Here is a 24,349-nt window from a genome sequence, read left to right as displayed (position 1 = left end):
TGATGAGACGGACGAGTGTCGTGTTCACCCCTGGTGCCGAGGTTCAGATGCGCTCCCTTCCCGTCGCCCTCGTTCTTCCCGCCGCCGTGCTCGCGCTGCCGCCGCAGGCGCCGCTCGCCGCGCAGGAGCGGCCGTTCACGTTCATGGATGTGCAGGAGATGAAGCGCGCCGGCTCGTGGACGCCGAGCCCGGACGGCGCGTGGATGCTCTACACGGTGACGACTCCGGACTGGGAGGCGGCGGAGTCCCAGTCCGACATCCACCTGGTGTCGCTGAGCGAGGGCGTCGCGTCGGACCGCCGGCTCACCTACACGGAGGACAAGGACGAGCGCAGCCCAACGTGGGCCCCGGACGGATCCTTCTTCCTCTTCGCCTCCAACCGGGACGGGGACGACACCCAGCTCTACATGATGCGCCACGACGGCGGCGAGGCCCGGAAGATCACGGACGCGGAGGAGGGCGTGTCGCGCTTCGCGTTCAGTCCGGGCGGACGCTGGCTCGTCTACCGCTCCGGCGAGACCGGCCGAGAGCAGCTCTACCGGCTGCCGGCCGACGACCTGGCGGACGCCGAGCCCGAGCAGATCACGGACGGCGAGGCGGGCGTCGACCAGTGGGACTTCTCCCCCGACGGAACCGGCGTCTACTTCACGCGCCCCGACTCGTTCGACGAGGACGAGGTGAAACGGCGCGAGGAGGGCTTCACCGTCGACGTGCGGAACGCGGTCACCCCGCTCTCGAGCCTGTGGAGCGTCAACATCGAGTCCGCCGTCGAGGAGCGCGAGACCGACGATTCGTCTTACAGCATCAACAGCTTCACGATCTCCGACGACGGCCGCTGGATCGGGATCACGGGCGGCTCGACGGAGCGCTACGAGCGCAACATCACGGCGCAGCGGTTGTACGCGGACCTGTATCTCATGGAGGTCGCGACCGGCGAGGTCGAGCGCCTGACGGACAACTACGAGGTCGGCGAGGGCGGGCTCGGCTTCTCTCCGGACGGGCGGTGGATCGCCTTCTCGGCGCCGGACGAGATGGAGCGCTACTCGATGACGGAGAACCGCGTCTACATCCGCGAGGTCGCCGACCGAGGGGGCGCGTTCCGCAAGCTGGGGGCGGAGTTCGACCAGAGTTCGAGCGTCGGGTTCTGGTCGGAGGATTCGAACACGATCTACTTCAACGCCGGCGTGAAGGTGACGACGCAGCTTCACGCCCTCGACGTGGAGACGGGCGCGGTGCGGCAGCTTACCGAGGAGCGGGCGGCGCTCTCCGTGTCGGAGGACGATGACACCGGCACGATCCTCATCAACTACAGCGACCCGCAGACCCCGCCCACCGTGTTCACGGTCGCGAGCGTCGACGATGTCCCGGACCGCTCGAAGTGGACGCAACTCGTCGACGTGAACCCGCAGTTGGGCGAGGTGGCCTTCGGCGAGGAGGCCGAGGTCAACTGGCAGTCGTCGGACGGGAAGACGGTCGGGGGCGTGCTCGTCTACCCCGTCGGGTACGAGGAGGGGACGCGCTATCCGCTCATCGTCGCGATCCACGGGGGTCCGGCGTCGGCCGACATCCTCCGCTTCAACGGCGGCTACAGCGCGCAGGTGTACGCGGGCGCAGGCTACGCCGTGCTCAAGCCCAACTACCGGGGCTCGCGCAACTACGGGAACGCGCACCGCACGGACATCGTGGGCGACTACTTCACGATGGGCTACGAGGACATCATGACGGGCGTGGACCACCTGATCGCCGAGGGGATCGTGGACGGCGACCGCATGGGCGCGCTCGGCTGGAGCGCGGGCGGCCACTGGTCCAACTGGATCCTCACGCAGACCGACCGCTTCAAGGCGATCAGCTCGGGCGCCGGGACGATGAACTGGATCAGTATGTACGCGCAGAGCGACGTGCAGCGGAACCGCCAGTTCTACGTGGGCGACGGCTTCCTGTACGAGGACTTCGACACGTACTTCGACCAGTCCCCGCTCAAGTACATCACGAACGCGACCACGCCGACCATGATCCACGTCGTGGAAGGCGACCCGCGCGTGCCCAGCCCGCAATCGGTCGAACTCCACATGGCGCTCAAGAAGCTCGGCGTGCCGACGGAACTGTTCATGTACCCGGGCCGCAGCCACGGCATCCCGGACCCGCGCAACCGGCTCGTGAAGGCGGTGAGCGAGATGGCGTGGATGGACTACTACGTGCGCGGCATCGGCGAGAACTTCCAGTGGCGCCAGGTCCTCGAGACGCTCGAGGGCGAGGAGGCCCCCACGGTCGTCTCCGAGCGAGGCTGACCGTCTTGGACCCGATCGCAGCCGGTGACCCCGAAGTTCCGGCACGCAATCGGATAATCGCGCAAAGGGTCCGTTGGCGACCACTGAGCCGCTCGATCTGGCGGGCGGTCCGGATCGCAGCCGCCGTGGCCATCGTGGTGGCGCCCTTCGGTTATGCAATCACCGGGGTGCACCAAGAGGTCTGGATGGGGGCGGGCTGCGGGCTTGCCATCGGCGTGGGCATCGGCCTCCGGGGAGGCGCGCAGGCCGGTCCGTGGATGGGGATCCTCATCGGTTCGATTGTCGGGATCTCTACCGCGTTGATTGCCGGCGCGGCGCCCTGGGACGGGTTCGGGGTTCTTGTTCCACCCATCCTGGCCCTGGCGGTCGGCATGCATGACGGGCTCCGCGAGACCTCCTTCTCCCGCTACAGGGACATGAGCCGGGAGACGTTCATCTTATCTGCCCTGCTCGCTCTGGGGCTCTTCCCCGTCCTGGTCACGTCGGGATTCTGGGCGTTCACGGTGGCTCCGCTCGCGTGCATGCCATGGATCGCGCTGATGTCCGGCCTCCTCAGCCACCGCCGCGAGGGATGGCACGACGCGCGTCCTCCCCGACTTCTCGTTCTGAGTGCGGTGCTCCTGTTTGCCTTGCTGCTTTTTCTGAGTGTGGACGAGCAGATTGGAACCGCTCGGTTGACCCCACGCATCGTCCCGGTCCTCCAATACGTCGGGACGGTGGGGCTCGTGTTCGCGTCAGTGCCGGCCGCCGCGTTTCTGCTTGGGCGCGTCGGAATCGCGTGGTTGCAGCCGCGACTGCGGGTGTACGACCGGCTTGCCGAATACCTTCGGGTCATGTGGGTTCCGATCGGCGGCTTCGCTGTCGGCTACCTTATCATCATCGTGCTGTTCGCCGGGTTCTACGGAATGCTGGAGCGGTTCGGCCCCGGCGCGTTTGCCGATGCCGGCGTCGGGGTCAAGGAGTGGCTCTTCTTCGCGTTCTTCACCGGCCTCGCCCAGGACTACGCGACCGTCGTCCCGATCTCGGACAGCGCCCGCTTGCTGGTCGGCGCCCACCTTATTCTCTCGGCGGGGTGGGTCGTGGTGTTGTTCGCGGCCGTGATGTCATCCATCGGGCCGAAACTTGAGAGGATCGCCAGGCGCCACGCGGAGGAAGAATCTTGAGCCGACTGGCCTGGCTGGGTATCCGGATTGCGGCGACCGTCGCCGTCGTCGTCGCGACCTGCGGCTACGCGATCACCGGGGACCACACCGATGTCTTGCTGGGAGCGGGGTGCGCGGTTGCCGTCGGCGTGGGCGTCGGCCTTCGCGGGGGGTCGAGCGGCGGCCCGTGGACCGGCATCCTGATCGGTTCGATGGTCGGCGTCGTCACAGCCTTCCTGGCGGGGGCGCTGAGTGTCGGCTGGGGCGTCATCATCCCTCCGCTTCTCCCTCTGGCGGTCGGCCTGATCGACGGGCTCGACCGCTCGTCTCTCTCGGGGTATCGGGATGTGGTCCGGGAGGCGTTCATCCTGGCCGTCCTGCTGAGCCTGGGGTTCGTCCCCGCGCTGATTGCGGGCGATGTCTCCCAGGCGCCGCTGGTGGCGGCGGTCCCGATCCTGGCCATGCCCTGGACCGCGCTGCTCATCGGCCTCCTCAGCCGGCGCCGCGAGGGATGGGGCGACACCCGGCCTCCCCGGCTGCTGGTCCTCGGCGCGCTTGCCCTGCCCGTCTTGATGGGCTTCGCGTTTGGATTCGGCGTAATACGGGAAGACGTTGGGTTGTCGGGTGTCTGGAATGTCCTGTGGATCGTGTTCACCCTGATCGTCTCGCTCGTGCTGCTTCCGGTGGTCGGTTTCCTCGTGGGGCGCGCCGCCGCCAGGTGGTTGCGCCCGCGGCTTGAAGTCTACGGCCAACTCGTCGCCTACCTGCGGGTCATGTGGGTCCCGATCGGCGGGTTCGCGATCGGTTACCTGACGATCATCTTCCTCTTCGCCGGGTTCTACGGAACGCTGGAGCGATTCAGCCCCGGCGCGTTCGCCGACGCGGGCACGGGGCTCGCCAGCTGGGTGTCCTTCTCGTTCTTCACCGCCCTCGCCCAGGACTACGCGGCCATCGTCCCGGTCTCGGCCGCCGCCCGAATGCTGGTCGGAGTACACCTGGTTCTTTCGGTGGGCTGGGCGCTCGTGTTGTTCGCGGCGGTGATGACCTCCATTGAGCCGAAACTCGCCCGGATCGCCCGGCGGCACGCCGGGGAAGACACCGACTGACGGGCCGACCGACCGGACTGGTGCCGGGACGTGCGGGGGACGCACATTTTCCGCATGACGTTCGACGTCGTATTCGTGCTCGGCCTGACCCTGGCGGCCCTCGTCCTGTTCGCCCTCGACCGGCTGCGGCTGGACCAGATCGCCATGTCCGTTCCGGTGGTTCTCCTCCTGAGCGGCATACTCACGCCGGCCGAAGCCGTATCGGGTCTGTCCAGCCGCGCGACCGTGACGGTCGGCGCGATGCTCGTGCTGGGCCTGGGACTCCGCAAGACCGGTCTCGTCTCGGCCATCGGGGCCTGGGCGCGCACCGCGCCCCTCGGCGGCAAGTACTCTCGCATGTTCGTGCTCTGCCTCATCTGCGCGCTCCTCTCACCCTTTCTCATGACCACCGCCGTCGTGCTGGTGTTCCTGCCCGTCTTCGTGGCGCTCGCCGAGCAGGCCGAGGAGCCGGCCTCGCGCTATCTCATGCCCCTCTCCTTCGTCTCGATTCTCGGGGGGACCGTCACCCTGATGGGCACCTCCACCAACCTGGTCGTGCACGGCGAAGCGATGAGGCGCGGGTTCGACGACCTCCACATGTTCTCGATCACCCCGCTCGGCCTGATCTGCCTCGCCGTGGGTCTGCTGTATCTCTTCACCGTCGGCCGGGTGCTCCTGCCGCGGCGCGTCCGGCCGCCGGACCTGACCAGCAAGTACGACATCCGCCGCTTCGTCACGGAACTGCACGTCCCTGAGGATTCGCCGGCGAACGGCCGCTCGCTGGCCGAACTCAAGTGGGGCGAACGGTATGGCGTCACCGTGCTGGACATCGAACGGGGTGAACGGGAGATCACCGCGCCGCACGGAGACCGCCACATACGGCCGGGCGACGTGCTCTACGTGCAGGGATCCGCCGAGCGTCTACTCGAGATCGCGCGCCAGCAGCGACTCGAAACCCCGAGGGAACGGAAGGAGCACGGACTCGACCTCCCGGGGGGCGGCGGGCGGCTGGTCGAAGTTCTCGTGGCGCCCGGCTCGAGTCTCGTCGGCCGGACGCTTCGCGATCTGAATTTCGCGCACCGCTACGATGCGGCCGTGCTCGCGATCCAGCATCACGGTGTCACCGTAACGGAAAGGCTGGCGGAGGTCTCGTTCCGGGTCGGCGACCTGCTCCTCGTGCACGGGACGGCGAGCGCGCTCGGACGCCTCGTCGAAAATCCCGGATTCGTCCCCGTGGGCGAAGTGAAGACGCAGATGGGGAGCAGACCGCGGGCCGGCGTGGCCGCCGCGATCATGGTCGGCGTCGTGCTCAGCGCCAGTCTCGGCCTCCTCGACATCATGACGGCCGCGCTCACGGGCGTCGGCCTGATGGTGTTCTCGCGCTGTGTACGCGTCGAGGAGATCTACGCGGAGATGGAGTGGCTGGTCCTCTTCGTGCTGGCCGGCCTGATTCCGCTCGGGGTGGCGCTCGAGACCACGGGGGCGGCGGAGTTGCTCGCGCGCTGGGTAGTGACGTTGACGGCACCGCTGGGAGTGACCGGACTCGTCGCGGCCTTCTACCTGGTGACCGTCCTCATGACCGCCATCGTGTCCAACGCGGCGACGGCCGTGATGCTCACCCCGGTCGCGATCTTCGCGGCTACGCAGGCGGGCGTGAACCCGTACGCGCTCCTCATCGCCGTCATGTTCGGGGCATCGGCCTCCTTCGTCACGCCCTTCGGCTATCAGACCAACGTCATGATCTACGGGCCGGGTGGGTATCGCTTCTCGGACTTCGCGAAGGTGGGCGGCCTGCTCAACCTCATCCTCCTCATCACGGCCAGCCTCCTCATTCCCGTTTTCTGGCCCAGCTAGCCGACCGTCCGAGGGAGGTGACAGTGCATCGCTTGATCTGGCTGGCAATCCGGATTGCGGCCGCCGTCGCCGTCGTCGTCGTGCCCTTCGGCTACGCGACGGCGGGGAGCCACGCCGGCGTCGCGGTCGGCGCGGGCTGCGGTCTCGCCATCGGTGCGGCGGTCGGTCTCAGCGGGAACCGGGGACCGAGGCCGTGGTCCGGCATCCTCGTCGGCTCGTTGGTGGGGATCGGCGCCGTGCTCGTCTCCAGGGTGGCCGTCACAAGCGGAGCGATCGCCATGTCGCCGGTGCTCGCCCTCGGCGTCGGCCTGATCCACGGCGAAGATCTGCTGGACGGGGTCGGCGGGACCTCCTTCTCGGGGTATCGGGACGCCTTCAAGGAGACGTTGTTCGTATCCATCCTCCTCGCCCTGGGACTCCTGCCCGCCATCTATGCGTTGGCGGCGCCGTCGCTCTTCGTGGACATCTTCCTCTTCGTGCCCTTCGTCGCGCTTGCCGCCGGCCTCCTCAGCCACCGCGCCGCGGGATGGCGCGACACCCGCCCTCCCGCGCTGCTGGTGCTCGCCACGGTGCCCGCCGTCGGGTATGCGGGTGGCGCGATTGTCCTGGGCTTGATGGAGGACGACCCCGCGTTGGGCATCGGCGCCGGCCTGGGGATCGCGACCGGCCTGCTGCTTCTTGAACTGGCCGTCACGGCGGCTTTCTTCGTATTCGGGCGCGCGGCGATCATCTGGTTCCGGCCGCGGTTTCGGGTGTACAGCGGCCTCTCCGACTACCTGCGCGTCATGTGGGTCCCGATCGGCGGATTCGCCCTCGGCTATGTGACGATCATCCTCCTGTTCGCCGGTTTCTACGGCATGTTGGAGCATTTCAGCCCCGGGGCGTTCTCCGCCGCCGGCACCGGGATCATCGACTGGCTGTTCTTCTCGTTCTTCGCCGCCCTCGGCCAGGACTTCGCGACCGTCGCCCCGGTCTCGGTCGGCGCCCGCGCGCTCGTCGGCATCCACCTGATCCTCTCGGCGGGTTGGGTCGTGGTCCTGTTCGCGGCGGTGATGACCTCCATCGGCCCGAAGCTGGAGCGGATCGCCCGGCGCCACGCGGAGAACGACGGCGGCTGACCCTGACGACGGCGGCGGAGCCTCAGGCCTTCCTGAAACGCCAGCCGTACATGACGCGCCCGTAGTAGTTGAACATCTTCCTCGCCTCGGGATCCTCGAAGGGGTAATCCGCGCCGATCTGTCTCGCGGCCGCGAGTCCGGTGACGAAGGCCGTTTCCTGGCTGTTGATCAGCGTGTGGGCGCCGCAGTGCCAACTCCCTCTCCGGCCCTGTATGAAGCGGAACAGGGGGACGATCCATGCGACGTGGCGCACGTCGTGCACGACGTGCTGGAACCACCACTTCCTGATGACCTTTTCGTCATCGATCTCGCTGATCGGGTTGTACGTCACCAGGCAGGGCTTGTCCGACCGCTTCGCCCACGGCTGCTGGTTGTGCATGATGTAGGTGATCTCGTAGTTGTCCGGCCGGGCGCCGTACTGTTCGATGTGGTTGCTCCGGGTATCCAGCGCCTTCACCTCGTCATCCGGCAGCACCGAGGCGTCCGAATGCACGACCGTATGGTTGTGGAGTTCGCTCTCGTAACGAATCGATGAGAGGATGTAGCGCTCCAGCAACGTCGGCTCATCCAGCACCATCAGCGTCTGGTTCGCGTTGCAGGCGAAGATCACCGCGTCGAACCTCTCCCGCCCGCCGTCTTCGTCCTCGACCACGACGTGGGATGGCCGCCGGTACACCTTACGGACGGGCCGGTCAAGGTGGATCTTCTCCCGGAAACCGGCTGAGAGGTTCTCGTAGATCCGCCGCGTGCCCTGGTCCCACGTCTGCATGGTCGTCGCGGCTTCGATGTCGAAGAACTCGAGATATCTGGAGAACAGCGAGGCGGGCATGTCGAAGACGTTGGTCGCCATCAGGAAGTTGACGAACATCGGCTTCAGGATCTTGTACCTGAAGTCTCCCGAGAAGCCTGCCACGTTCAGGACCGTCCCCATGCTGATGTAGTTGAACGGATTGAGGGCGTTCACGAACTTCGACCGCGAATGCGTCAGCCGGCCGAACCGGTGCAGGAGCCGCAGGATGCGCTGGAACTTCCGGATCTCGAGCTGCAGCTGTTCCCTGATGTCCGAATCGAAGTCGTGGGCGTAGGTCCCCCCGCGATACTTGACGCTGTAGCTGAATCTCGTGTCGATCAGCTCGATGCCGAACTGTTCCAGCAACACCACGAAGTGCTGATATACGGAGGGAATGCACGCCGTGACCGAAATGTCGAAGGGGATCGTGCCGCCGTCCTCCTGAGGCATGTCGACCGTGACGGCGTTCCCGCCCAGCCGCTCCCCGGCCTCGAACAGCCGAAAATCGAACCGGTCCGCGTCGTGATGGAGCGCCCATGCGGCCCCGAGGCCCGAGACGCCTCCGCCGATGATGGCGATTTTCCGCATTCATCTGCCTTTCCCGGCGGGGGTCGCGGCGGCGCGCCGGTATCCCCGCAGTCCGCCCGCAGTCCGTCGCGCGCCGCCCACCTTTCGCCCCCGCAGTCCCGGTTCGCAAGTCGCCCTCGTCGGGGAAACGCTGCTCCGCGCACGGGTGTTCACAGGTGCGTGGGCCGGGAGAGGCTGCCGACGCGTGCCAACCGGGCGGTCTGGCGAGCCTTGCTGTTCGGGGGCGGCCCGCCGCAGTTTTTTCGGGCCTCGCCAACGCATGAACGACGAGATGAACTGACGTGATTACCCGTGGAGATGAGATGATCAAGCGAACCCCACTGGCGATCTTCGCCGCCGGGCTTCTTCTGTCGACCGCGACTCCGGCGCTGGGCCAGGAGGTGATGCAGTCGGCCTACCACGACTACAGGCTCGTCCCCGTGGTCGAAGGGCTGGTCCGCCCGTGGTCGATCGCGTTCCTGCCGACCGGCGAGATGCTGGTCACCGAGAAGGCGGGCACGCTTCGCGTCGTGCGCGACGGGCTGCTCCTTCCCGATCCCGTGGAGGGCGTGCCGGACGTGATCTCGGCCGGACAGGGTGGACTCCTCGATGTCGTCCCTCACCCGAACTTCGAGGACAACCGGCTCCTCTACCTCAGCTACTCGAAGCCCGACGAGACCGAGCGCGGCACGACCGCGGTCATCCGGGGGCGCTACGAGAACGGCGCCCTGACGGGCATCGAGGAGATCTTCCTGGCCGTCTCCGAGGGACGGGGCCACTACGGATCCCGTCTCGTCTTCGACGGCCAGGGACACATCTTCATCACCGTCGGAGACCGGCAAGCCTCGACCCGCGGCGATCTCTACACGCATCCCGCGCAGAATCCCTCGAACCATCACGGCACGGTCAGCCGCGTGTACGAGGATGGCGGGATCCCGGAGGACAACCCCTTCGTGGACGATCCGAACGTCCGGCCCGAGATCTGGAGCTTCGGGCACCGCAACCAGCAGGGGATGGTCCTGAACCCGGAGACGGGCGACCTGTGGGCCACGGAGCACGGTCCGCAGGGCGGTGACGAACTCAACCTGGTCCAGCCGGGACTCAACTACGGCTGGCCCATCGTGGGCTACGGCGTGAACTACGGCTCGGGCACCGCGATCCACGAGGGGACGCACAAGGAAGGGATGGAGCCTCCGGCCCACTTCTGGGTGCCATCGATCGCGGTCTCCGGCCTCCTCTTCTACACCGGCGACCGCTTCCCGCACTGGAAGGGGAACCTGTTCGTGGGCGGGATGGCCGGCGAGCAACTGGCGCGCCTGACGCTCGACGGGCAGGAGGTCGTGCGCGAGGAGACGCTCGTGCAGGGGCTCGGGCGCATCCGCGATGTCCGGCAGGGTCCGGACGGGCTCATCTACCTGGCCGTCGATGGCCGCCGGGGCGAACCGACGGCGATCCTGCGCATGGAGCCGGTCGCCACGCGCTAGGCGCCGGCCGATCCTTCCGGGGCGAATGGGGCGACCGCACGCCGGTAGGCTTCCGACAGCGCCCGGGTAACCTCGCCCGGGCGACCGCTCCCCACGGGTCGGCCGTCCAGCTCCACGGTCGGCCGGATCTCCGTCGTCGTACCCGTGAAGAAGATCTCGTCGGCGTCCCGGAGTTCGTCCGCCGTGAAGGCGCGTTCCCGAGCGGGGATTCCCAGCCCCGCGCACAACTCGAGCGTGAAGGCGCGGGTGACGCCGTGCAGGATGTGGTTCGTGGCCGGGGCCGTCGTCAGCTCTCCGCGGAGAACCGCGAACACGTTGTTGTGCGTCCCCTCCTGCACCATCCCGTCGCGGATGAAGATCGCGTCCTCGACCTCCGCCTCCACCGCGGCCTGCTGGGCGAGGACGTTGGGGAGGAGGCCGGTCGTCTTGATGTCGGCGCGCGCCCAGCGCTGGTCGGGCAGCGTGATGGCGCCGAAGCCGCGCTCCCACCGCTCCGGCGTCGTGCGGACGAGTGCCTTCGCGAAGGCAAAGACCGTGGGCGGGACCGCCTCTCTCGGGAACGCGTGCGTGCGGGGGGCGGCGCCGCGCGTCACCTGCATGTAGAAGACGGCAAACTCGGTCTCGAGGAGGTCGTTCCGCGCCATGAGTTCGTCGCCCACGTCGGCGAGGGGAGCCACGTCCGCCTCGATCCGGAGCGTGCGGAGCCCCCCGGCGAGCCGGGCCAGGTGGCGTTCACGCAGAAAACAGCGGCCCTTGTACGCCGGGATCGCCTCGTAGACCGCGTCCGCGAACAGGAAGCCCCGGTCGTTCACCGAGACCCGCGCCTCGCCGACGGGGAGGTAGTCTCCGTTCAGATAGACGATGATGGTCTGCAACCCTTCCGTGTTCGGGAATCGCCAGCCGGCCGGCCGCGCCGCGGGCCGGCCCACTAGCTAGATGTCCGTGTCGAGCCCCGGGGGGCAAGGTCGGCCGATCTGGTTCATGTTCGTGCGCCGCGTTAGCGTTTAACGTTAGCGTTCGGCGGGCGGGTTCCGCTGTTCCGCATCGGCCCGTATCGGCCCGTTTTCTTCGGCTTCCGGAGGACTGATGAAGGTATCGCGGCGCGTTCGCGGCGTCCCTGCCGCTCGGTGGCTCTTCCTGGCGATCATCCTGCCCTCGACGATCCTCGCGGGCGCGACGGGGTTCGCTCCGGCTCTCGCGGCGCAGGAAGCGCGCACGCTCTCCTACGGCGAACCGGAGGAGGTCGGCATGTCCCGCGCCGTCCTCGAGGGCGCCCTCGGACTCTACCACGAGGCCGTCGAGCGGGGAGATATCGTGGGCGCCGTCCTGCTGGTCGCCCGCAAGGGCAAGATCGTCCTCCACGAGGCGGTCGGCATGCGCGACAAGGAGCGGGGGCTGCCGATGGAGCGGAACTCGATGTTCCGCATGGCCTCCAATACGAAGCCCGTCGTGGCCACCGCGATCGCCCAACTCGTCGAAGAGGGCAAACTCTCCTACGACGACCTGGTCCGGGAGTACATCCCCGAGTGGGATAACTACCGTGCGGGGTTCATCACGGTCGGACACCTCCTCTCCCACAGCAGCGGGCTCCGGATCCCCACGCTCTTCCTGCAGCCGCTCGGCGAGAATCCGACGCTGCGGAGCGAATCGGCCCGCTTCGGCCCGATCGGGGCGGAGGTCACGCCGGGCGAGACGTACTCCTACAACAATCCGGGCTACAACACGCTCGGCGCGCTGGTCGAGATCGCCTCCGGCCAACTGCTGGAGGACCGGCTCATGGAGACCGTCTACGGACCGCTCGGGATGGCGGACAGCTACAACCATCGCGCCGGGCACGAGGTGGACGGGAAGGTGGATCGCATGGGCGCGGTCTACTACCAGCGCGGACCCGACGGGGACTGGGCCCCCGGCGGCACCCCCGGAGGGCCGGTGGCCTTCCCGTTCGCGCGGGCTTCGGGCGGCATGATCTCGTCGGCGTGGGACTATGCGGTCTTCTCGCAGATGTTCCTCAACGGCGGCGCCTACGACGGAGCCGAGATCCTGACGCCGGAGTCCGTCGACGTCATGACCTCGCCGAAGATCCACATCGCCGGAGAGGGGGACGAGGCGAGCTACTACGGATACGGCTGGCGGCTCGCCGACGGCACCTACGGCCACGGCGGATCGGACGGCACGAACGCGTGGCTCGACCCCGACCGCGAGATCATCGGTCTCGTGTTCACGCAGACGCCGCGCGGCGACAACCGCGGGACCCGCCTCGAACGTTTCCGCGAACTCGTGAACCTCTCCCTCGAGGGCAACTGACGGCGCCTCCGCGCGGCGGGGAATAACGCCGCGCATCGCTGATTCAGGCTGACGCGCGGCGGCGGAGCCATTCGACGGTCAGCAGGAGCGCGAGTGCGAACACGACCAGGAAGGTGGCCACCGCGAGGATTGCGGGGCTGATCTGCTCGCGGATCCCGGCCCACATTTGGCGCGGGATCGTCCGCTGCTCCAGCCCGCCCATGAAGAGGACGACGACCACCTCGTCGAACGAGGTGGCGAAGGCGAACAGGGCCCCGGAGATCACGCCGGGGGCGATCAGCGGCAATTGCACGGTGCGGAAGATGCGCACGGGCCCGGCGCCGAGGCTGGCCGCGGCCCGCGTCAGGTTGCGGTCGAAGGCCGACAGCGTGGCGACCACCGTGATCACGACGAAGGGCAGGCCCAGCGTCGCGTGGGCCAGGATCAGTCCCAGGTGGGTCTGGGCCAGTCCGAGGTTGGTGTAGAAGAAGAACATCCCCGCCGCCGAAATGATGACCGGCGTCACCATGGGCGAGATCAGGAGGCCGGTGATGAAGCGGCGCGCCGGCATGGCCGGGCTCGACAGCCCGAGCGCCGCCAGCGTCCCGAGCCCCGTCGCGAGCACGGTGGCGGAGACGCCGATCACCAGGCTGTTTACGAGACCGCGCGTCCACGCCTCGTTCTCGACGATCTCGCGGTACCACCGCAGCGACCACGCCTCCGGATCGAGGCGGAGCATGCCCTCGGTGAAGGTGAAGTAGGGTTCCGCGTTGAAGCTGAGCGGCACGATGACGATGATCGGCGCCACGAGAAAGATGAAGACGCAGGTGCAGAAGGCCAGGTAGCCGAAGCGGCCGATGCGGGCCCCGGTCATGAGCCCAGGCTCATGCGCTCGACGCCGATCAGCCGGTCATAGAGCAGGTAGAGAACGAGCACGCCCACCAGCAGAAGCGCGCCCAGCGCCGCCGCGAGCCCCCAGTTCAGCGACGTCTGCATGTGGTAGGCGACCATGTTCGAGATCAGCTGGCCGCTGCTCCCGCCGACCAGAGCCGGCGTGATGTAGTAGCCGATCGCAAGGATGAAGACGAGGAGCGATCCCGCGCCCACGCCGGGCAGCGTCTGCGGCCAGTAGACGCGTCGGAACGCCTGGGCGGGCGTGGCGCCCATCGAGGCGGCGGCCCGCATGTGCAGGGGCGGAATCGACCGCATGACGGAATACAGCGGCAGCACCATGAAGGGCAGCAGAACGTGGGTCATGGCCACGAGCGTGCCCGTCATGTTGTACACCATCGAGAGTCGGCCGTCGTCGCCGACGAGCCCGATCGCCACCAGCAGGTCGTTGACGACGCCCTGCGTCTGGAGCAGGACGATCCACGAGGTGGTCCGCACCAGGAGCGAGGTCCAGAAGGGGACGAGCACGAGGGCGAGGAGGAGGCCGGCCCGGCCCGGCTTCGCGTGTGCGATGAGATGAGCGATCGGATAGCCCAGGATCAGGCAGAACACGGTGATCGCCAGGCTCACGAGCAGCGTGCGCCAGAGGAGGGGCAGATAGATGCGCCGCTCCTCTGGCTGCCTCGCGACGGAGCCGTCCGCCACCCGCTGCATGTCCACCGCGTTCAGGTAGTGGCGGGCGGTGAAGCGCTCGCCAGCCGCGCGGATCGCGTGCCAGGTACCCGGATCGACCCAGGCGGAATCGATGGCGGTCATGGCTTCGCGCCACGGACCCTCGGTCACCTCACGAAGATCCCGGGCGGTCCGCGTGAGCACGCCCCGCAGCCCGCTCTCAATCCGGTTCGCCCGGCTGGCGACCTGTCCCAGCGTTCTCGCCTCCCGCGCCGTCCCGATTTCCCGGGCGGCCGCCTCGTACGCTGCCTCCGGCGGCAGCCCTTCGCCGTCCCACGCGCGCAGGGCCGTGAGCGTCGCGGGCAGGGCGTCCGCGACGACCGGATCGTAGACGCTCCTCAACAGCATCGTTCCCAGCGGTGCGAGGAAGGTGACGCCCAGGAAGATGAGGAGAGGCAGCACGAGCCCCAGCGCCCGAAGCCGCTCACGGTAGCCCGGGCCGACCCCCGCGACCCTGCGTCGACGGCGTTCAGTCATCCGTCAACGCGCCAGCCAGGCGCTGAAACGCTCGTTCATCTCGTCCTGATGGTCTACCCACCAGGACCAGTCCCGCCGCAGCGCGCGCGCCATGTTGGCGGGATGCGTGGGCAGGTGCGGGCCCATCTCCATGCCTGTCTCCAAATGGGTCGTAATCAGCGGCGCGGCCGACTCCCGCGCGGGACCGTACGAGATCCGCCGGCCGAGAGCGGCGAGCGCCTCGGCGGTGCTCGCGAAGCTCACGAGCCTCATCGCTTCGTCGAGCCTCCGAGTGCCCGCCACGATGGCCAGCTGGTTGATGTCGAGGAGTTGGCCGTCCCAGACGATCACGAACGGCTGTCCCTCGAGTACTTGCGCGTTGAAGATGCGGCCGTTGTAGGCCGTGCTCATCACGACCTCGCCGTCGGCCAGCATCTGGGGCGGTTGGGCGCCCGCCTCCCACCAGACGACCTGGTCCTTGACCGTATCCAGCTTGTCGAAGGCCCGGTCCAGCCCCTCGGGAGTGTCCAGGACGGCGTACACGTCCTCGGCCGGCACCCCGTCGGCCATCAGCGCGAACTCGAGGTTGACCATGGGCACCCGACGCATCCCGCGGCGCCCGGGAAACTTCTCGAGATCGAAGAAGTCCGCGATCGTCTCCGGCCGGGCGCCGGGGAAACGGTTGGCGTCATATGCGTAGATCGTGGACCAGACGACGCCCCCCACGCCGCAGTCGGAGAGGGTGCCGGCGATGAAGTCCTCCTCCGCGGGCGTCCCATCCGGCCCGGGGGGGAGTATCTCCGGATCGATGTACTCCAGCAGCCCCTCGTCGCAGGCGAGCGTGACTTCCGAAGCGTTGAGGTCCACGACATCCCAGTGGACGGCGCCCACCTCGACCTGGGCCCGGATCTGCGCCAGAGCGCCGTTGAAGTCCTCGACGTCCACGCGGATGCCGGTGGCGGCCGCGAACGGCTCGAACCACGCCTCGGTGCTCGCCTTCTGATACGAGCCGCCGTAGGAGACGGCCGTGATCGACTGGGCCGCGGCCTGCCCGGCGAGACACGCGGCGAGCACGGCCGTGTACGCCGACGCGCGTGCCGTGGCCGTCATCGCCCCGTCAGTTCGCACGGGTCAGCCAGGCGCTGAAGCGCTCGTTCAGCGCGTCCTGATTGTCCACCCAGAATTCCCAGTCGTTTCGGAGGGCCCGCGCGGCGTTCTCGGGGCTCGTGGGCATATGGGGCGCCATTTCGACGCCGGTCGCCAGGTGCGTGGTGACGAGCGGTTCTCCCGATCGGCGGGCCGGACCGTAGGAGATCCGGCGTGCGACCGCCGCCTGCGATTCTCCCGTCGTCGCGAAGCGGACGAAACGGAGCGCATCTTCCAGCCGCGGCGTCCCCGCCACGATGCTCAACTGGCCGAAGTCGAGCAGTTGACCGTCCCACACGATCATGAACGGCTGCTCCTCGAGTACCTGCGCATTGAAGATGCGGCCGTTGTAGGCGGTACTCATCACCACTTCGCCGTCCGCGAGCATCTGGGGCGGCTGGGCGCCCGCCTCCCACCAGATGACCTGGTCCGAGATCGTGTCCAGCTTTTCGAAGGCCCGATCCAGCCCTTCCGGGGTGCGCAGAACGGCATAGACCTCGTCGAGGGGCACGCCATCGGCGATGAGGGCGAACTCGAGGTTGACCTGCGGCACGCGACGCATGCCGCGGCGTCCGGGGAACTTCTCCAGGTCGAAGAAATCCGCCATCGTCGCAGGCTTCTCATCGGGGAAGAGGTCGGCGTTATACGCGTAGACGGTGGAATAGAACAGCATCCCGGCCCCGCATGGACCCTGCATCTCCGGATAGAAGTCCTCCCTTGCGGGCGTCCCGTCGGGGGCCGGCGGCAGCCTGTCGATGTCGATCGGTTCCAGCAGGCCCTCGTCACAGCCCCGCATCGCGTCGGCCATTTCGAGGTCGACAACATCCCAGTGGACGGCGCCGACATCGACCTGCGCCCGTATCTGGGCCAGACCGCCGTTGTAGTCTTCCGTGTCCACGCGAATCCCGGTTTGCTCGGCGAACGGGATCTGGATGCCCCCGCGATACGCCCGGCCGTAGGAGCCTCCCCAGGAAACGGCCGTGATCGCCGGACCTTCCGGCGCCTGGGGCCCGCACCCGATCATGAACACCGATGCGACCGCGAGAACGACGAGCGACATGTCGCGCGCCACGCGGACTCCGGACCTCTCCTTCATCTTCATGCGTCTCGCTCCTCTTCCCCTTCGAAGTCCAGCGCGCGGCAGTCGTTGACGGTCCACCCGATGCGGACGATGTCGCCCACCATCATGGCGCCGTGCCCCAGGATGTTCGGGATCTTGACCACGACATCCCGGTGTCCGCAGGCGGCCACCCGGACGCGCAGGTGGTCGCCGAGAAAAGTCATGTCCTCGACGGCGGCCTCGACCTCGTTGTGATACAGACCGTCCCGCGGCTTGATCGCGATCCGCTCGGGCCGAATCGAGAGCGTGACCATGTCGCCGACCCCGCACGGGGCGACCCGAAACGCTCGGATCCGCTCGCCCCCCACATCCACTTCGCACAGGTCATCCTCCACGAGCGCCACTCTGCCGTGGAGCCGGTTGTTCTCGCCGATGAAGCGGGCCACGAACGCGCGTTCCGGCTCCTCGTAGAGCCCCTCCGCACCGGCGATCTGCTCGATCCGGCCGCCGTTGAGGACGGCGATCCGATCCGACATCACCATCGCCTCCTGCTGATCGTGGGTGACGTAGACGACGGTCACGCCCAGCCTCTGGTGGATGGAGCGGATCTCGTACTGCATTTCCTCGCGCAGACTGCGGTCCAGAGCGCCGAGCGGCTCGTCCATCAGCACGAGTTCGGGTTCGAACACGAGGGCCCTCGCGATGGCCACGCGCTGCTGCTGGCCGCCGGAAAGCTGGCCGGGCCGCCGGTCCTCGAGGCCGCCGAGGCGCACGAGGTCGAGCGCACGCGTGACGCGCTCGCGGCGCTGTTCCTCGGCGATGCCCCGCACTTCCAGCGGAAACGCGAGGTTCGCGCCCACGGTCATGTGCGGAAAGAGCGCATAGTTCTGGAACACCATCCCGATCCCGCGCTTGCGGGGCGGAAGGTCCTGCACGGAACGCCCGCCGATGCGGATCGCACCCGACGTCGCCGTCTGGAAGCCCGCGAGCATCATGAGGATGGTCGTCTTCCCCGAACCCGAAGGACCGAGGAGGGTCACGAACTCCCCCTTGCCGATGCCGAGGTCGAGATCGTCCACTACCAGCGTGCGGCCATCGTAACTCTTGCTCACGCCCTCGAACTCCACGTGCACGGCCTGGCTGTGACGGTCGCTCTCCACGCCGTTGGAACCCGCGATCATCTGGCGATTCTGCCTTGTTTTGCGGAATATGGGATGGCAATCAGCCCCGGTTGGGATTGACCAACTTGAAGCCGACGGCGCCAATCCGCGAGTGTTCGTGGCCGTGGCTGTGTTGAGCGCAGGAGGAGCGATGAAGATCAGGCATCGGACGGCGGGACGGGTCACGTGGGCAACCTGCCTGCTCGTCCCCGTGGCCGCGTTCGCGCTGGCGGTCGGGGGAGAGCCGGACGCGAAGATGGACTCGGCCTCCGCCGCGCAGGCCTTCGTCTCCCTGCTCGACGAGGCGGGACGCGAGAGGGCGCTCTTCTCCCTCGAGGACGAGGAGCGCTTCAACTGGCACTTCGTCCCGCGAGCGCGGAACGGACTGCCGCTCGCCGACATGACGACCGAGCAGCGCGGCGCCGCGCACGATCTCCTTCAGGCCGCGATGAGCAGCCAGGGCTTTCTGAAGGCGAGCGCGATCATCGAACTGGAGCGAATCCTCGGGCTCCTCGAAGGACGGCCCGAGCGCCGGGACCCGGAGAACTACTTTGTCGCGATCTTCGGCGATCCGTCGGCGGAGGGTCCGTGGGCGTGGCGGTTCGAAGGACATCACCTTTCCCTCAACTTCTCGTCGCCATCGGGCTTGCTCACCGTGACGGGCCCCGCGTTCATGGGCGCGAACCCGGCCCGCGTGCCATCGGGTCCAAAGGCGGGCTGGCGGCCGCTGGGGCGGGAGGAAGATCTGGCCCGGGCGCTGATGCGGAGCTTCACGCCGGACCAGCGCTCGCGCGCGACCATCGCGGCCGAGGCCCCCAGCGACATCCTCACGGGCAACGACCGCGAGGCCCGGCTCGACGCGTTCGAGGGCCTTCCCGCCGACGCGATGACCGCGGAGCAGCGCGCGATCCTGTTCGAGATCGTGCACGAGTACGCGGGGAACACGACGACGGACTTCGACTGGATGACGCGGGTCGAGAACGAGATTCCGGCAAGCGACATCCACTTCGCCTGGGCGGGATCGCTCGAACCCGGCGAGGGACACTACTACCGGGTTCACGCCCCGGTCTTCCTGATCGAGTACGACAATACGCAGAACGACGCGAATCATGTCCACTCGGTGTGGCGGGACCTGGAGCACGACTTCGGAGGCGACGCGCTGGCGCGCCACTACGAGGAGTCCGACCACCACTAGCGGATCGCGGCGCAGCCCCGCCGCTGCGCCGGGTGCCGCCGCTAGCGGCCGACGATACTCAGGAAGCGGGGGTCCTCGCGTATGCTCTCGAAGTTGTCATCGTTCGGGAGCGTGCGTCGGCGCCCGGGATTCAGTTCGACCGCCCTCTCCAGAGCGTCGAAAGCGAGGTCCTCGCGGCCGGCTTCGACGAGGATCGCGGCCATCGACACCCATACGTTGTCGTTCTCGGGTGACTTGGCGGAGGCCCGTCGCGCAACCGCCGCGGCCCCGCGCAGGTCGCCGTCACGCCGCAGGCGGGCGGCTTCGCGCAGCATCTGGCCCGAACGGTACATGTTGAGGACGCGCCGCAACTCGGCGAGCGGTTCGTCGTGGTCGTCCACACGGATGTCGACGACGCGGTCGCTGTAGCCGCCGTTGACCCGCGGGGCCACGACGAGGATGGCGCCGGACTGCATGCCGCGCGCGTCGCCGCCGGCTTCCTGCGCGGCGTCGAGCGCCTCCATGAGCCGTTCCGCCAGCGGGCCGGCGGACGCTTCGAACGAGGCCGCCATCGCGTCGACGACCTCGGGCCCCGTGAGAATGTTCCCCTGCGCGCAGTAGTCCACGCCGCACCTGTGGCCCTTCCAGTCGCTCGCGCCGGTGCCGGTCCAGGCGGCCGTCCGGCCCTGCTGGTCCAGGATCGCAACCTGGCGGCGATCCCGACCCTCATCGCTCCCCACCATCATCTCGAGGGCCTCCTCGGGTGAGTAGCCGGCCTGGAGGAGTTGGATGCCGACCGCCCCGTACATCGGGTTTGCGGAGGCCTGGTGAGCGATGATCACGAGTCCGCCCTTCGCGTGCATGGCGCGGTTTCCCGCCCCGAACGCCTTCGACTGCACGCCCATCCCCAGTTCGCCGGTCGCGGGATCGCGCCCGATGATCGAGTAGGTCCCGAGGTAGTTCGGGTCGAGGAAGTTTTCGCTGTCCCCGGACGCCGGAACCATGCGCGGCTCGGGGACGGCCTCGGGCGCGGCCCAGGCGCCGCCCAGCGAGCGATGGACCGCCAGCCTCGCCAGAGCCAGATCCCGCGTCGCGCCCGCCAGCGCCGCCTCCACGTTCAGGAGTGTGCGCAACGCGTCGAGGTAGTCGGTGTAGCCCACGACCCCCGACTCGTATCGCTGCGATTGCAGATCCCTGGTCGCCAGCGCCTCGTCGCGCTGGGAGGCGAGGAAGGCGTGCCGCCGGGTCTCGTTCTCCAGACCGGCGAGCGCGGTTTCGACCTCGTTCACCGCCGTGACGACCGCCCGCCCGTACGCCGCCGCGGCCTCGTCGAAGCGGCCCTCGGCAAGCGCGAGATTGTTCCTGAGCCGGCCGGCCTGGAAGATGGGCGCGGTCAGGTTCGTGATCAGATTCGTGAACCACTGCTGCGCGTTGAAGAGTTCGCCGGCGTCCGCGCTGGCCAGCCCGATGGAGCCGGACAGCGAGAGCGACGGAAGAAGCTGGGCCCGGCGCGCGCCGATACTGTAGCGGGCCGCGTCGAGCCGCTGCCCGGCAGCCCTCACGTCGGGCCGCTGGAACAGGAGGTCCGCCGGCACCCCGGCGGGGACGGGATCCGCCGCCGGCTCCGGCGCGAGAGCTTCGGGCAGGAGCGCCTCCACATCCTCCCGGTAGCCGCCGATCAGAACGGCCAGGCGGGCTTCCGCGTTCGTGAGCTGCGTCTCCAGTTGCGGCAGCCCCGCCTGCGTGTTCCTGAGGTCCTGGCGAACCTGGGACAGCGTCCAGGAGTCGATGAGGCCGCGGTCGTAGCGCGTCGAGGCCAGCGACTCGCGTTCCAGCAGCACGTCCACGGTCTCGCCGGCCAGTTCGGTCTGCCGCCGAAGGCTGACGATGTCGAAATACGTGGTGATGGTCTCGGCCAGGATGCCGATGCGCGCTGCATGAAAATCCGACTCCGAGGCCAGGTATTCCGACCCCGCCGCCCGCGCGTCGTTTCGGGCGCGTCCCCAGAAGTCCAGCTCGTACGCGAAATCCGCGCTGACCGAATACGTCGTCAGCTCGATTCTTTCCGGAAGCGCGAAACCCGCGATCGTATCCCCCGGACTGCCCAGCCCGAGGGCCTGGATCTGCGCGCCGATGCCGGCGTCCGTCGGCGTGTCGATGTCGTTGACGGCGGCGCTCGCCCCCACGCTCGGGAAGAGCTCGGCGCGCGCCATGCGCGCCCTCGCGCGCGCTTGCTGCACGCGCGCAACGCCCGCGGCGAGGTCGAAGTTGGAGGCGAGTACGGAGTCGACCACGGCGTCGAGCACCGGATCGCGGAACGTCGTCCACCACTCCAGCGGTTCGTACGTCCCCGGCTGCAACCTGGCCGAGAAATCGTCCGGCATCTGCGCCACCGGCTCCGGGAGGGACGGCCCCGGAGCCAGCGAACAGGCGGAGAGGAGCAGGAGAGGCGCGGCCTGCATCAGTTTCGTCACACGCGGTCCTCCTGTGCGCGTCATCGCGGGCTCAGGGCGCGACGCTGAAGCCGAACACGAGGTGCGCGCGATCCTGGTCGGGATTCAGGATGTACGCGACGCTGACCGGCACCGCGAAGGTCTCGGTGATCGCAAGATCCTTGCTCGCCGTGACCCCCAGGTTGACCAGGGCCGCTCCGTCGGTGCCGTAGAAGTCGCTCTCGCCGCCCACGAAACCCATGTGCAGCTGCAGCCCGACATCCGCCCCGGTAATCGCGAAGGGCACGCCCACCTCCCCGTAAAACACGCTGTTCTCGGTAAGCATGCCTCCGAAGAGGGAGATCGGGAAAGTCTCCGGACCCGAGAAGGCGAGCGACATCTCCACCGTGTGCGCCGCACCGGCCCCGAAGCCCTCGTCCGCGCCCGGCGAAGGGAAGTAGTAGTCGGTGATTCCGACCGCGACGGAAAGACCCGATGCGGCCGTCACCGTGTAGGTCGCCCAGAGATCGTTCTCGTTGGCGTAGGCGCCCGACGCGGAGATGGAGTAGGAACCCCACGCGCCGAACTCCAGCCCTCCGGCCCCGAAGGTGATCGCCGGTTGCACGGCCATGGATTCGCCGAAGTCGACGCCGCGCCAGACATAGCGGCTCACGACATCGGCCCCGATGGAGACGGACTGGCCACGCACGGGGGTGGCGAAGGCGAAAAGGGCGGCGGCGGCAACAGCGAGCCGGAAGCCCCGGAACCGAAACGAATCAACGCGGATCACGGACACGATTCTTCTCCTCTCTCAATGTTGACCCGGGTGCGGAGCATGGACTCCGCCGAACCCCGAAAAACGCCGCGCGTGGGCGGAACATCGGCATAATCGCGGCCCACCGCGACCCGCACATGGCGCACGTCGCACTGCGTGTCGTTCGTCGGATCGAAGCCGACCCACCCCATGCCGGGGAACCAGCTCTCGACCCAGGCGTGGCTCTCGCCCGCCGTCACGCCGCCGACGTTCCCGGCCTCCGGACCCAGATAACCGGACACGTAACGGGTCGGGATCCCCCAGCCCCGCAGGATCGAGGCCATGACGTGAGCGTAATCCTGGCACACACCCTCGCGGCTCTCGAGGATGCGCTCGATCGGCGAATCCACGGCCGTCGTACCTGGAATATAATCAAAAAGCTCGTGGAGCCGGCTTCGCAGGGCCGTGGCGGTCGCCAGCGGATCGTCCCCGCGCTCGAGGCCGCAGCTCCGGACGAAATCGGCGAGGGGCGGCGAGGAGCGGACGAAACGGCTCGGCTGCAGCATCAGTCCAAGTTCGGGAGCGCTCGCCGCGGCGCCGAGCCGGGCCCATGCGTCGTCCCCGGTCTCGAGGGGCGTCTCCGGTATCGGACCCACCTCCACGGTCGAACGTCCGACGATCGAGAGTCGGCGATGCTCTCCGGGACGATCGAAGAAGTGGCCCCGGTTGTGAAAGGGTCCCTCGAATTCGAATACGGAACCGGACGGGTCGGTCTCGATGGTGAACCCGCGCACGACCTGCCTTCGGTCCTGCACGGGGTGCAGGTAGAGCGTCATGACGGACACCTGAACCGGCGCGCTGTAGATGAACTCGATCGCGTGTTCGATGGTGTAGCGCGCGATCATGACGGGAGCCCCGCAGTCACCGCGTAGTCGACGTACGTGGCCTGGACGAGGTCGTGCAGGGTCCGGCTGTCGCGTGCCAGGGATCCGAAGACCTCCCTGGACGCTGCATCATCCGGATCATCCGGCGGGGTTTCCGCATCACCGGACAGGGCATCCGCGTCGCCCGGGTCGAGTTCGAGGGCCGCCGCCATGCGGAGCACCATGCGGTGCGGCGCGGCCAGCGGCGGGCGTCCGCCTGCCGGGTCGATGCCCCGCAGCGCGGACTCGATGCGGTCGGTCGCGTAGTGCAGGGAACGGGAAACCTCGGGGTTCCGCACCAGAAAGCCGAGCACGGAGCTGCGGCGCAACGTGAGCGACCGGTCCCGGCGGTAGGGTTCGAAGGCGCCGCACACGCGCAGCAAGTCGGCCCAGGAAAGAACGAGGCCGTCACCCTCCGGCCGCGCGATCCGATCCCACACATCGAGCAGTACGATCTGCTGCTGCAGCCGCTCCACGTAACGGCCGAGTTCGAGGAACCGCCACGCATCGTCGCGCGCCATGTTGGCGTCCACGACTCCGGCGAGGAGGCGGAGCCGGTCGATCGCCCGGCTCACCAGCGCTGCGGGCCCTTCGCCCCACGCGTCGGCGAACTCCGTCTCCTGAAGCCACAGGAAGCCCTGATTCAGGCACACCCAGACGCGCAGGGGCAGCCGGGGCCGTATCTCCCTGGCGTTCTCCCGCGCCATGCCCCAGCACGAGATCATCGACGCCGGATTCGTCGAGTCCTCGACGAGGCCGCCGGTCAGCGTGTAGGCATCCGCGATGAGGAAGGCCTCGGCCTCGTCCACGTCGGCCGGCGCCTGGGGAGGGGACTGACTCAACGCCCGGTACACGACGCGCCACCCGAGGGCGAGTTCGTCGGCGTCCGCATCCACGAGCCGGGTCAACTGGTGCTCGAGCAGGCGGGCCGTGTTTTCGGTCCGTTCCGCATAGCGACCCAGCCAGTAGAAGTTCGCCGCCATCCGGGCTAGCATCGCTCCTCGCCTCCC

19 protein-coding genes are annotated in these 24,349 nt (G+C 68.2%); 8 read left to right on the top strand and 11 right to left on the bottom strand.

What is annotated here, in order from left to right; translation table 11 throughout:
- Positions 1–2 precede the first annotated feature (2 nt).
- The 5 genes from ACOGXI_RS15075 to ACOGXI_RS15055 all read left to right on the top strand — a co-directional run bounded on the left by ACOGXI_RS15075 (position 3) and on the right by ACOGXI_RS15055 (position 7,487).
- Complete coding sequence (locus ACOGXI_RS15075) at positions 3–2,288, top strand: S9 family peptidase (RefSeq protein ID WP_419939639.1); 2,286 nt, start codon at positions 3–5, stop codon at positions 2,286–2,288.
- Between the two features lie 125 nt (positions 2,289–2,413).
- Complete coding sequence (locus ACOGXI_RS15070) at positions 2,414–3,451, top strand: hypothetical protein (protein WP_419939638.1); 1,038 nt, start codon at positions 2,414–2,416, stop codon at positions 3,449–3,451.
- Entirely contained in the window at positions 3,448–4,536 is a 1,089-nt protein-coding gene (locus tag ACOGXI_RS15065; RefSeq protein ID WP_419939637.1) for a hypothetical protein, read from the top strand. The genes ACOGXI_RS15070 and ACOGXI_RS15065 overlap by 4 nt, the downstream gene beginning before the upstream one ends.
- Before the next feature lie 54 nt (positions 4,537–4,590).
- Complete coding sequence (locus ACOGXI_RS15060; protein ID WP_419939636.1) at positions 4,591–6,369, top strand: SLC13 family permease; 1,779 nt, start codon at positions 4,591–4,593, stop codon at positions 6,367–6,369.
- A 32-nt stretch (positions 6,370–6,401) separates the two neighbouring features.
- Entirely contained in the window at positions 6,402–7,487 is a 1,086-nt protein-coding gene (locus ACOGXI_RS15055; protein WP_419939635.1) for a hypothetical protein, read from the top strand.
- 22 nt (positions 7,488–7,509) lie between these two features.
- On the opposite strand, the gene ACOGXI_RS15050 is transcribed toward ACOGXI_RS15055, so the two are convergent.
- Positions 7,510–8,865, bottom strand: coding sequence for an FAD-dependent oxidoreductase (locus ACOGXI_RS15050; protein ID WP_419939634.1), 1,356 nt, complete (start codon positions 8,863–8,865; stop codon positions 7,510–7,512).
- A gap of 302 nt (positions 8,866–9,167) precedes the next feature.
- On the opposite strand from ACOGXI_RS15050, the gene ACOGXI_RS15045 reads away from it, so the two are divergent.
- Positions 9,168–10,328 carry a PQQ-dependent sugar dehydrogenase gene (locus ACOGXI_RS15045; protein ID WP_419939633.1) on the top strand — a complete coding sequence of 387 codons (1,161 nt, stop codon included), beginning with the start codon at positions 9,168–9,170 and terminating at the stop codon, positions 10,326–10,328.
- Here ACOGXI_RS15045 and ACOGXI_RS15040 read toward each other — a convergent pair.
- Positions 10,325–11,257: an aminotransferase class IV gene (locus ACOGXI_RS15040; RefSeq protein WP_419939632.1), complete on the bottom strand. Its 933-nt coding sequence runs from the start codon at positions 11,255–11,257 to the stop codon at positions 10,325–10,327. The genes ACOGXI_RS15045 and ACOGXI_RS15040 overlap by 4 nt on opposite strands.
- 157 nt (positions 11,258–11,414) lie before the next feature.
- Between ACOGXI_RS15040 and ACOGXI_RS15035 the strand changes: the two genes are divergently transcribed.
- Positions 11,415–12,632: a serine hydrolase domain-containing protein gene (locus ACOGXI_RS15035; RefSeq protein WP_419939631.1), complete on the top strand. Its 1,218-nt coding sequence runs from the start codon at positions 11,415–11,417 to the stop codon at positions 12,630–12,632.
- 43 nt (positions 12,633–12,675) lie between these two features.
- On the opposite strand, the gene ACOGXI_RS15030 is transcribed toward ACOGXI_RS15035, so the two are convergent.
- The 5 genes from ACOGXI_RS15030 to ACOGXI_RS15010 are packed head-to-tail and all read right to left on the bottom strand — an operon-like array spanning position 12,676 to position 18,077.
- Positions 12,676–13,485: an ABC transporter permease gene (locus ACOGXI_RS15030; protein WP_419939630.1), complete on the bottom strand. Its 810-nt coding sequence runs from the start codon at positions 13,483–13,485 to the stop codon at positions 12,676–12,678.
- Positions 13,482–14,711, bottom strand: coding sequence for an ABC transporter permease (locus tag ACOGXI_RS15025; RefSeq protein ID WP_419939629.1), 1,230 nt, complete (start codon positions 14,709–14,711; stop codon positions 13,482–13,484). The genes ACOGXI_RS15030 and ACOGXI_RS15025 overlap by 4 nt, the downstream gene beginning before the upstream one ends.
- Positions 14,712–14,714: 3 nt before the next feature.
- The gene (locus ACOGXI_RS15020; RefSeq protein WP_419939628.1) at positions 14,715–15,800 is read right to left on the bottom strand and encodes an ABC transporter substrate-binding protein; all 1,086 of its coding nucleotides are present in this window, start codon (positions 15,798–15,800) and stop codon (positions 14,715–14,717) included.
- A 7-nt stretch (positions 15,801–15,807) separates the two neighbouring features.
- On the bottom strand, positions 15,808–16,938 hold the full coding sequence (locus tag ACOGXI_RS15015) for an ABC transporter substrate-binding protein (protein WP_419939627.1): 1,131 nt from the start codon (positions 16,936–16,938) through the stop codon (positions 15,808–15,810).
- Positions 16,935–18,077 (bottom strand): ABC transporter ATP-binding protein, encoded by a 1,143-nt coding sequence (locus tag ACOGXI_RS15010; RefSeq protein WP_419939626.1) that lies wholly within the window; start codon positions 18,075–18,077, stop codon positions 16,935–16,937. The genes ACOGXI_RS15015 and ACOGXI_RS15010 overlap by 4 nt, the downstream gene beginning before the upstream one ends.
- Positions 18,078–18,207: 130 nt before the next feature.
- Here ACOGXI_RS15010 and ACOGXI_RS15005 point away from each other — a divergent pair, with 130 nt between their 5' ends.
- The gene (locus ACOGXI_RS15005; RefSeq protein WP_419939625.1) at positions 18,208–19,251 is read left to right on the top strand and encodes a DUF3500 domain-containing protein; all 1,044 of its coding nucleotides are present in this window, start codon (positions 18,208–18,210) and stop codon (positions 19,249–19,251) included.
- 41 nt (positions 19,252–19,292) lie between these two features.
- Here ACOGXI_RS15005 and ACOGXI_RS15000 read toward each other — a convergent pair whose 3' ends face one another.
- Genes ACOGXI_RS15000 through ACOGXI_RS14985 form a run of 4 tightly spaced genes read right to left on the bottom strand, consistent with a single transcriptional unit; the run spans position 19,293 to position 24,334 of the window.
- Entirely contained in the window at positions 19,293–21,704 is a 2,412-nt protein-coding gene (locus tag ACOGXI_RS15000; RefSeq protein WP_419939624.1) for an efflux transporter outer membrane subunit, read from the bottom strand.
- 31 nt (positions 21,705–21,735) lie between these two features.
- Positions 21,736–22,458 carry a TorF family putative porin gene (locus tag ACOGXI_RS14995; RefSeq protein WP_419939623.1) on the bottom strand — a complete coding sequence of 241 codons (723 nt, stop codon included), beginning with the start codon at positions 22,456–22,458 and terminating at the stop codon, positions 21,736–21,738.
- Positions 22,449–23,321 (bottom strand): transglutaminase family protein, encoded by an 873-nt coding sequence (locus tag ACOGXI_RS14990; RefSeq protein WP_419939622.1) that lies wholly within the window; start codon positions 23,319–23,321, stop codon positions 22,449–22,451. The genes ACOGXI_RS14995 and ACOGXI_RS14990 overlap by 10 nt, the downstream gene beginning before the upstream one ends.
- The gene (locus ACOGXI_RS14985; RefSeq protein WP_419939621.1) at positions 23,318–24,334 is read right to left on the bottom strand and encodes an alpha-E domain-containing protein; all 1,017 of its coding nucleotides are present in this window, start codon (positions 24,332–24,334) and stop codon (positions 23,318–23,320) included. Before ACOGXI_RS14985 ends, ACOGXI_RS14990 begins: the two co-directional genes overlap by 4 nt.
- Positions 24,335–24,349 lie beyond the last annotated feature (15 nt).

Source organism: Candidatus Palauibacter sp., assembly GCF_965208055.1.
Lineage (GTDB): Bacteria > Gemmatimonadota > Gemmatimonadetes > Palauibacterales > Palauibacteraceae > Palauibacter.
Note: the sequence above shows the minus strand (reverse complement) of the source record. Positions and strands in the feature narration are given on the sequence as shown.

Excerpts from the sequence above, each read along its gene's own strand:
- ACOGXI_RS15075 (WP_419939639.1), top strand. The coding sequence starts at position 3 with ATGAGACGGACGAGTGTCGTGTTCACCCCTGGTGCCGAGGTTCAGATG.
- ACOGXI_RS15060 (WP_419939636.1), top strand. The coding sequence starts at position 4,591 with ATGACGTTCGACGTCGTATTCGTGCTCGGCCTGACCCTGGCGGCCCTC.
- ACOGXI_RS15050 (WP_419939634.1), bottom strand. The coding sequence starts at position 8,865 with ATGCGGAAAATCGCCATCATCGGCGGAGGCGTCTCGGGCCTCGGGGCC.
- ACOGXI_RS15045 (WP_419939633.1), top strand. The coding sequence starts at position 9,168 with ATGATCAAGCGAACCCCACTGGCGATCTTCGCCGCCGGGCTTCTTCTG.
- ACOGXI_RS15035 (WP_419939631.1), top strand. The coding sequence starts at position 11,415 with ATGAAGGTATCGCGGCGCGTTCGCGGCGTCCCTGCCGCTCGGTGGCTC.
- ACOGXI_RS15030 (WP_419939630.1), bottom strand. The coding sequence starts at position 13,485 with ATGACCGGGGCCCGCATCGGCCGCTTCGGCTACCTGGCCTTCTGCACC.
- ACOGXI_RS15025 (WP_419939629.1), bottom strand. The coding sequence starts at position 14,711 with ATGACTGAACGCCGTCGACGCAGGGTCGCGGGGGTCGGCCCGGGCTAC.
- ACOGXI_RS15020 (WP_419939628.1), bottom strand. The coding sequence starts at position 15,800 with ATGACGGCCACGGCACGCGCGTCGGCGTACACGGCCGTGCTCGCCGCG.
- ACOGXI_RS15015 (WP_419939627.1), bottom strand. The coding sequence starts at position 16,938 with ATGAAGATGAAGGAGAGGTCCGGAGTCCGCGTGGCGCGCGACATGTCG.
- ACOGXI_RS15010 (WP_419939626.1), bottom strand. The coding sequence starts at position 18,077 with ATGATCGCGGGTTCCAACGGCGTGGAGAGCGACCGTCACAGCCAGGCC.
- ACOGXI_RS15005 (WP_419939625.1), top strand. The coding sequence starts at position 18,208 with ATGAAGATCAGGCATCGGACGGCGGGACGGGTCACGTGGGCAACCTGC.
- ACOGXI_RS14990 (WP_419939622.1), bottom strand. The coding sequence starts at position 23,321 with ATGATCGCGCGCTACACCATCGAACACGCGATCGAGTTCATCTACAGC.
- ACOGXI_RS14985 (WP_419939621.1), bottom strand. The coding sequence starts at position 24,334 with ATGCTAGCCCGGATGGCGGCGAACTTCTACTGGCTGGGTCGCTATGCG.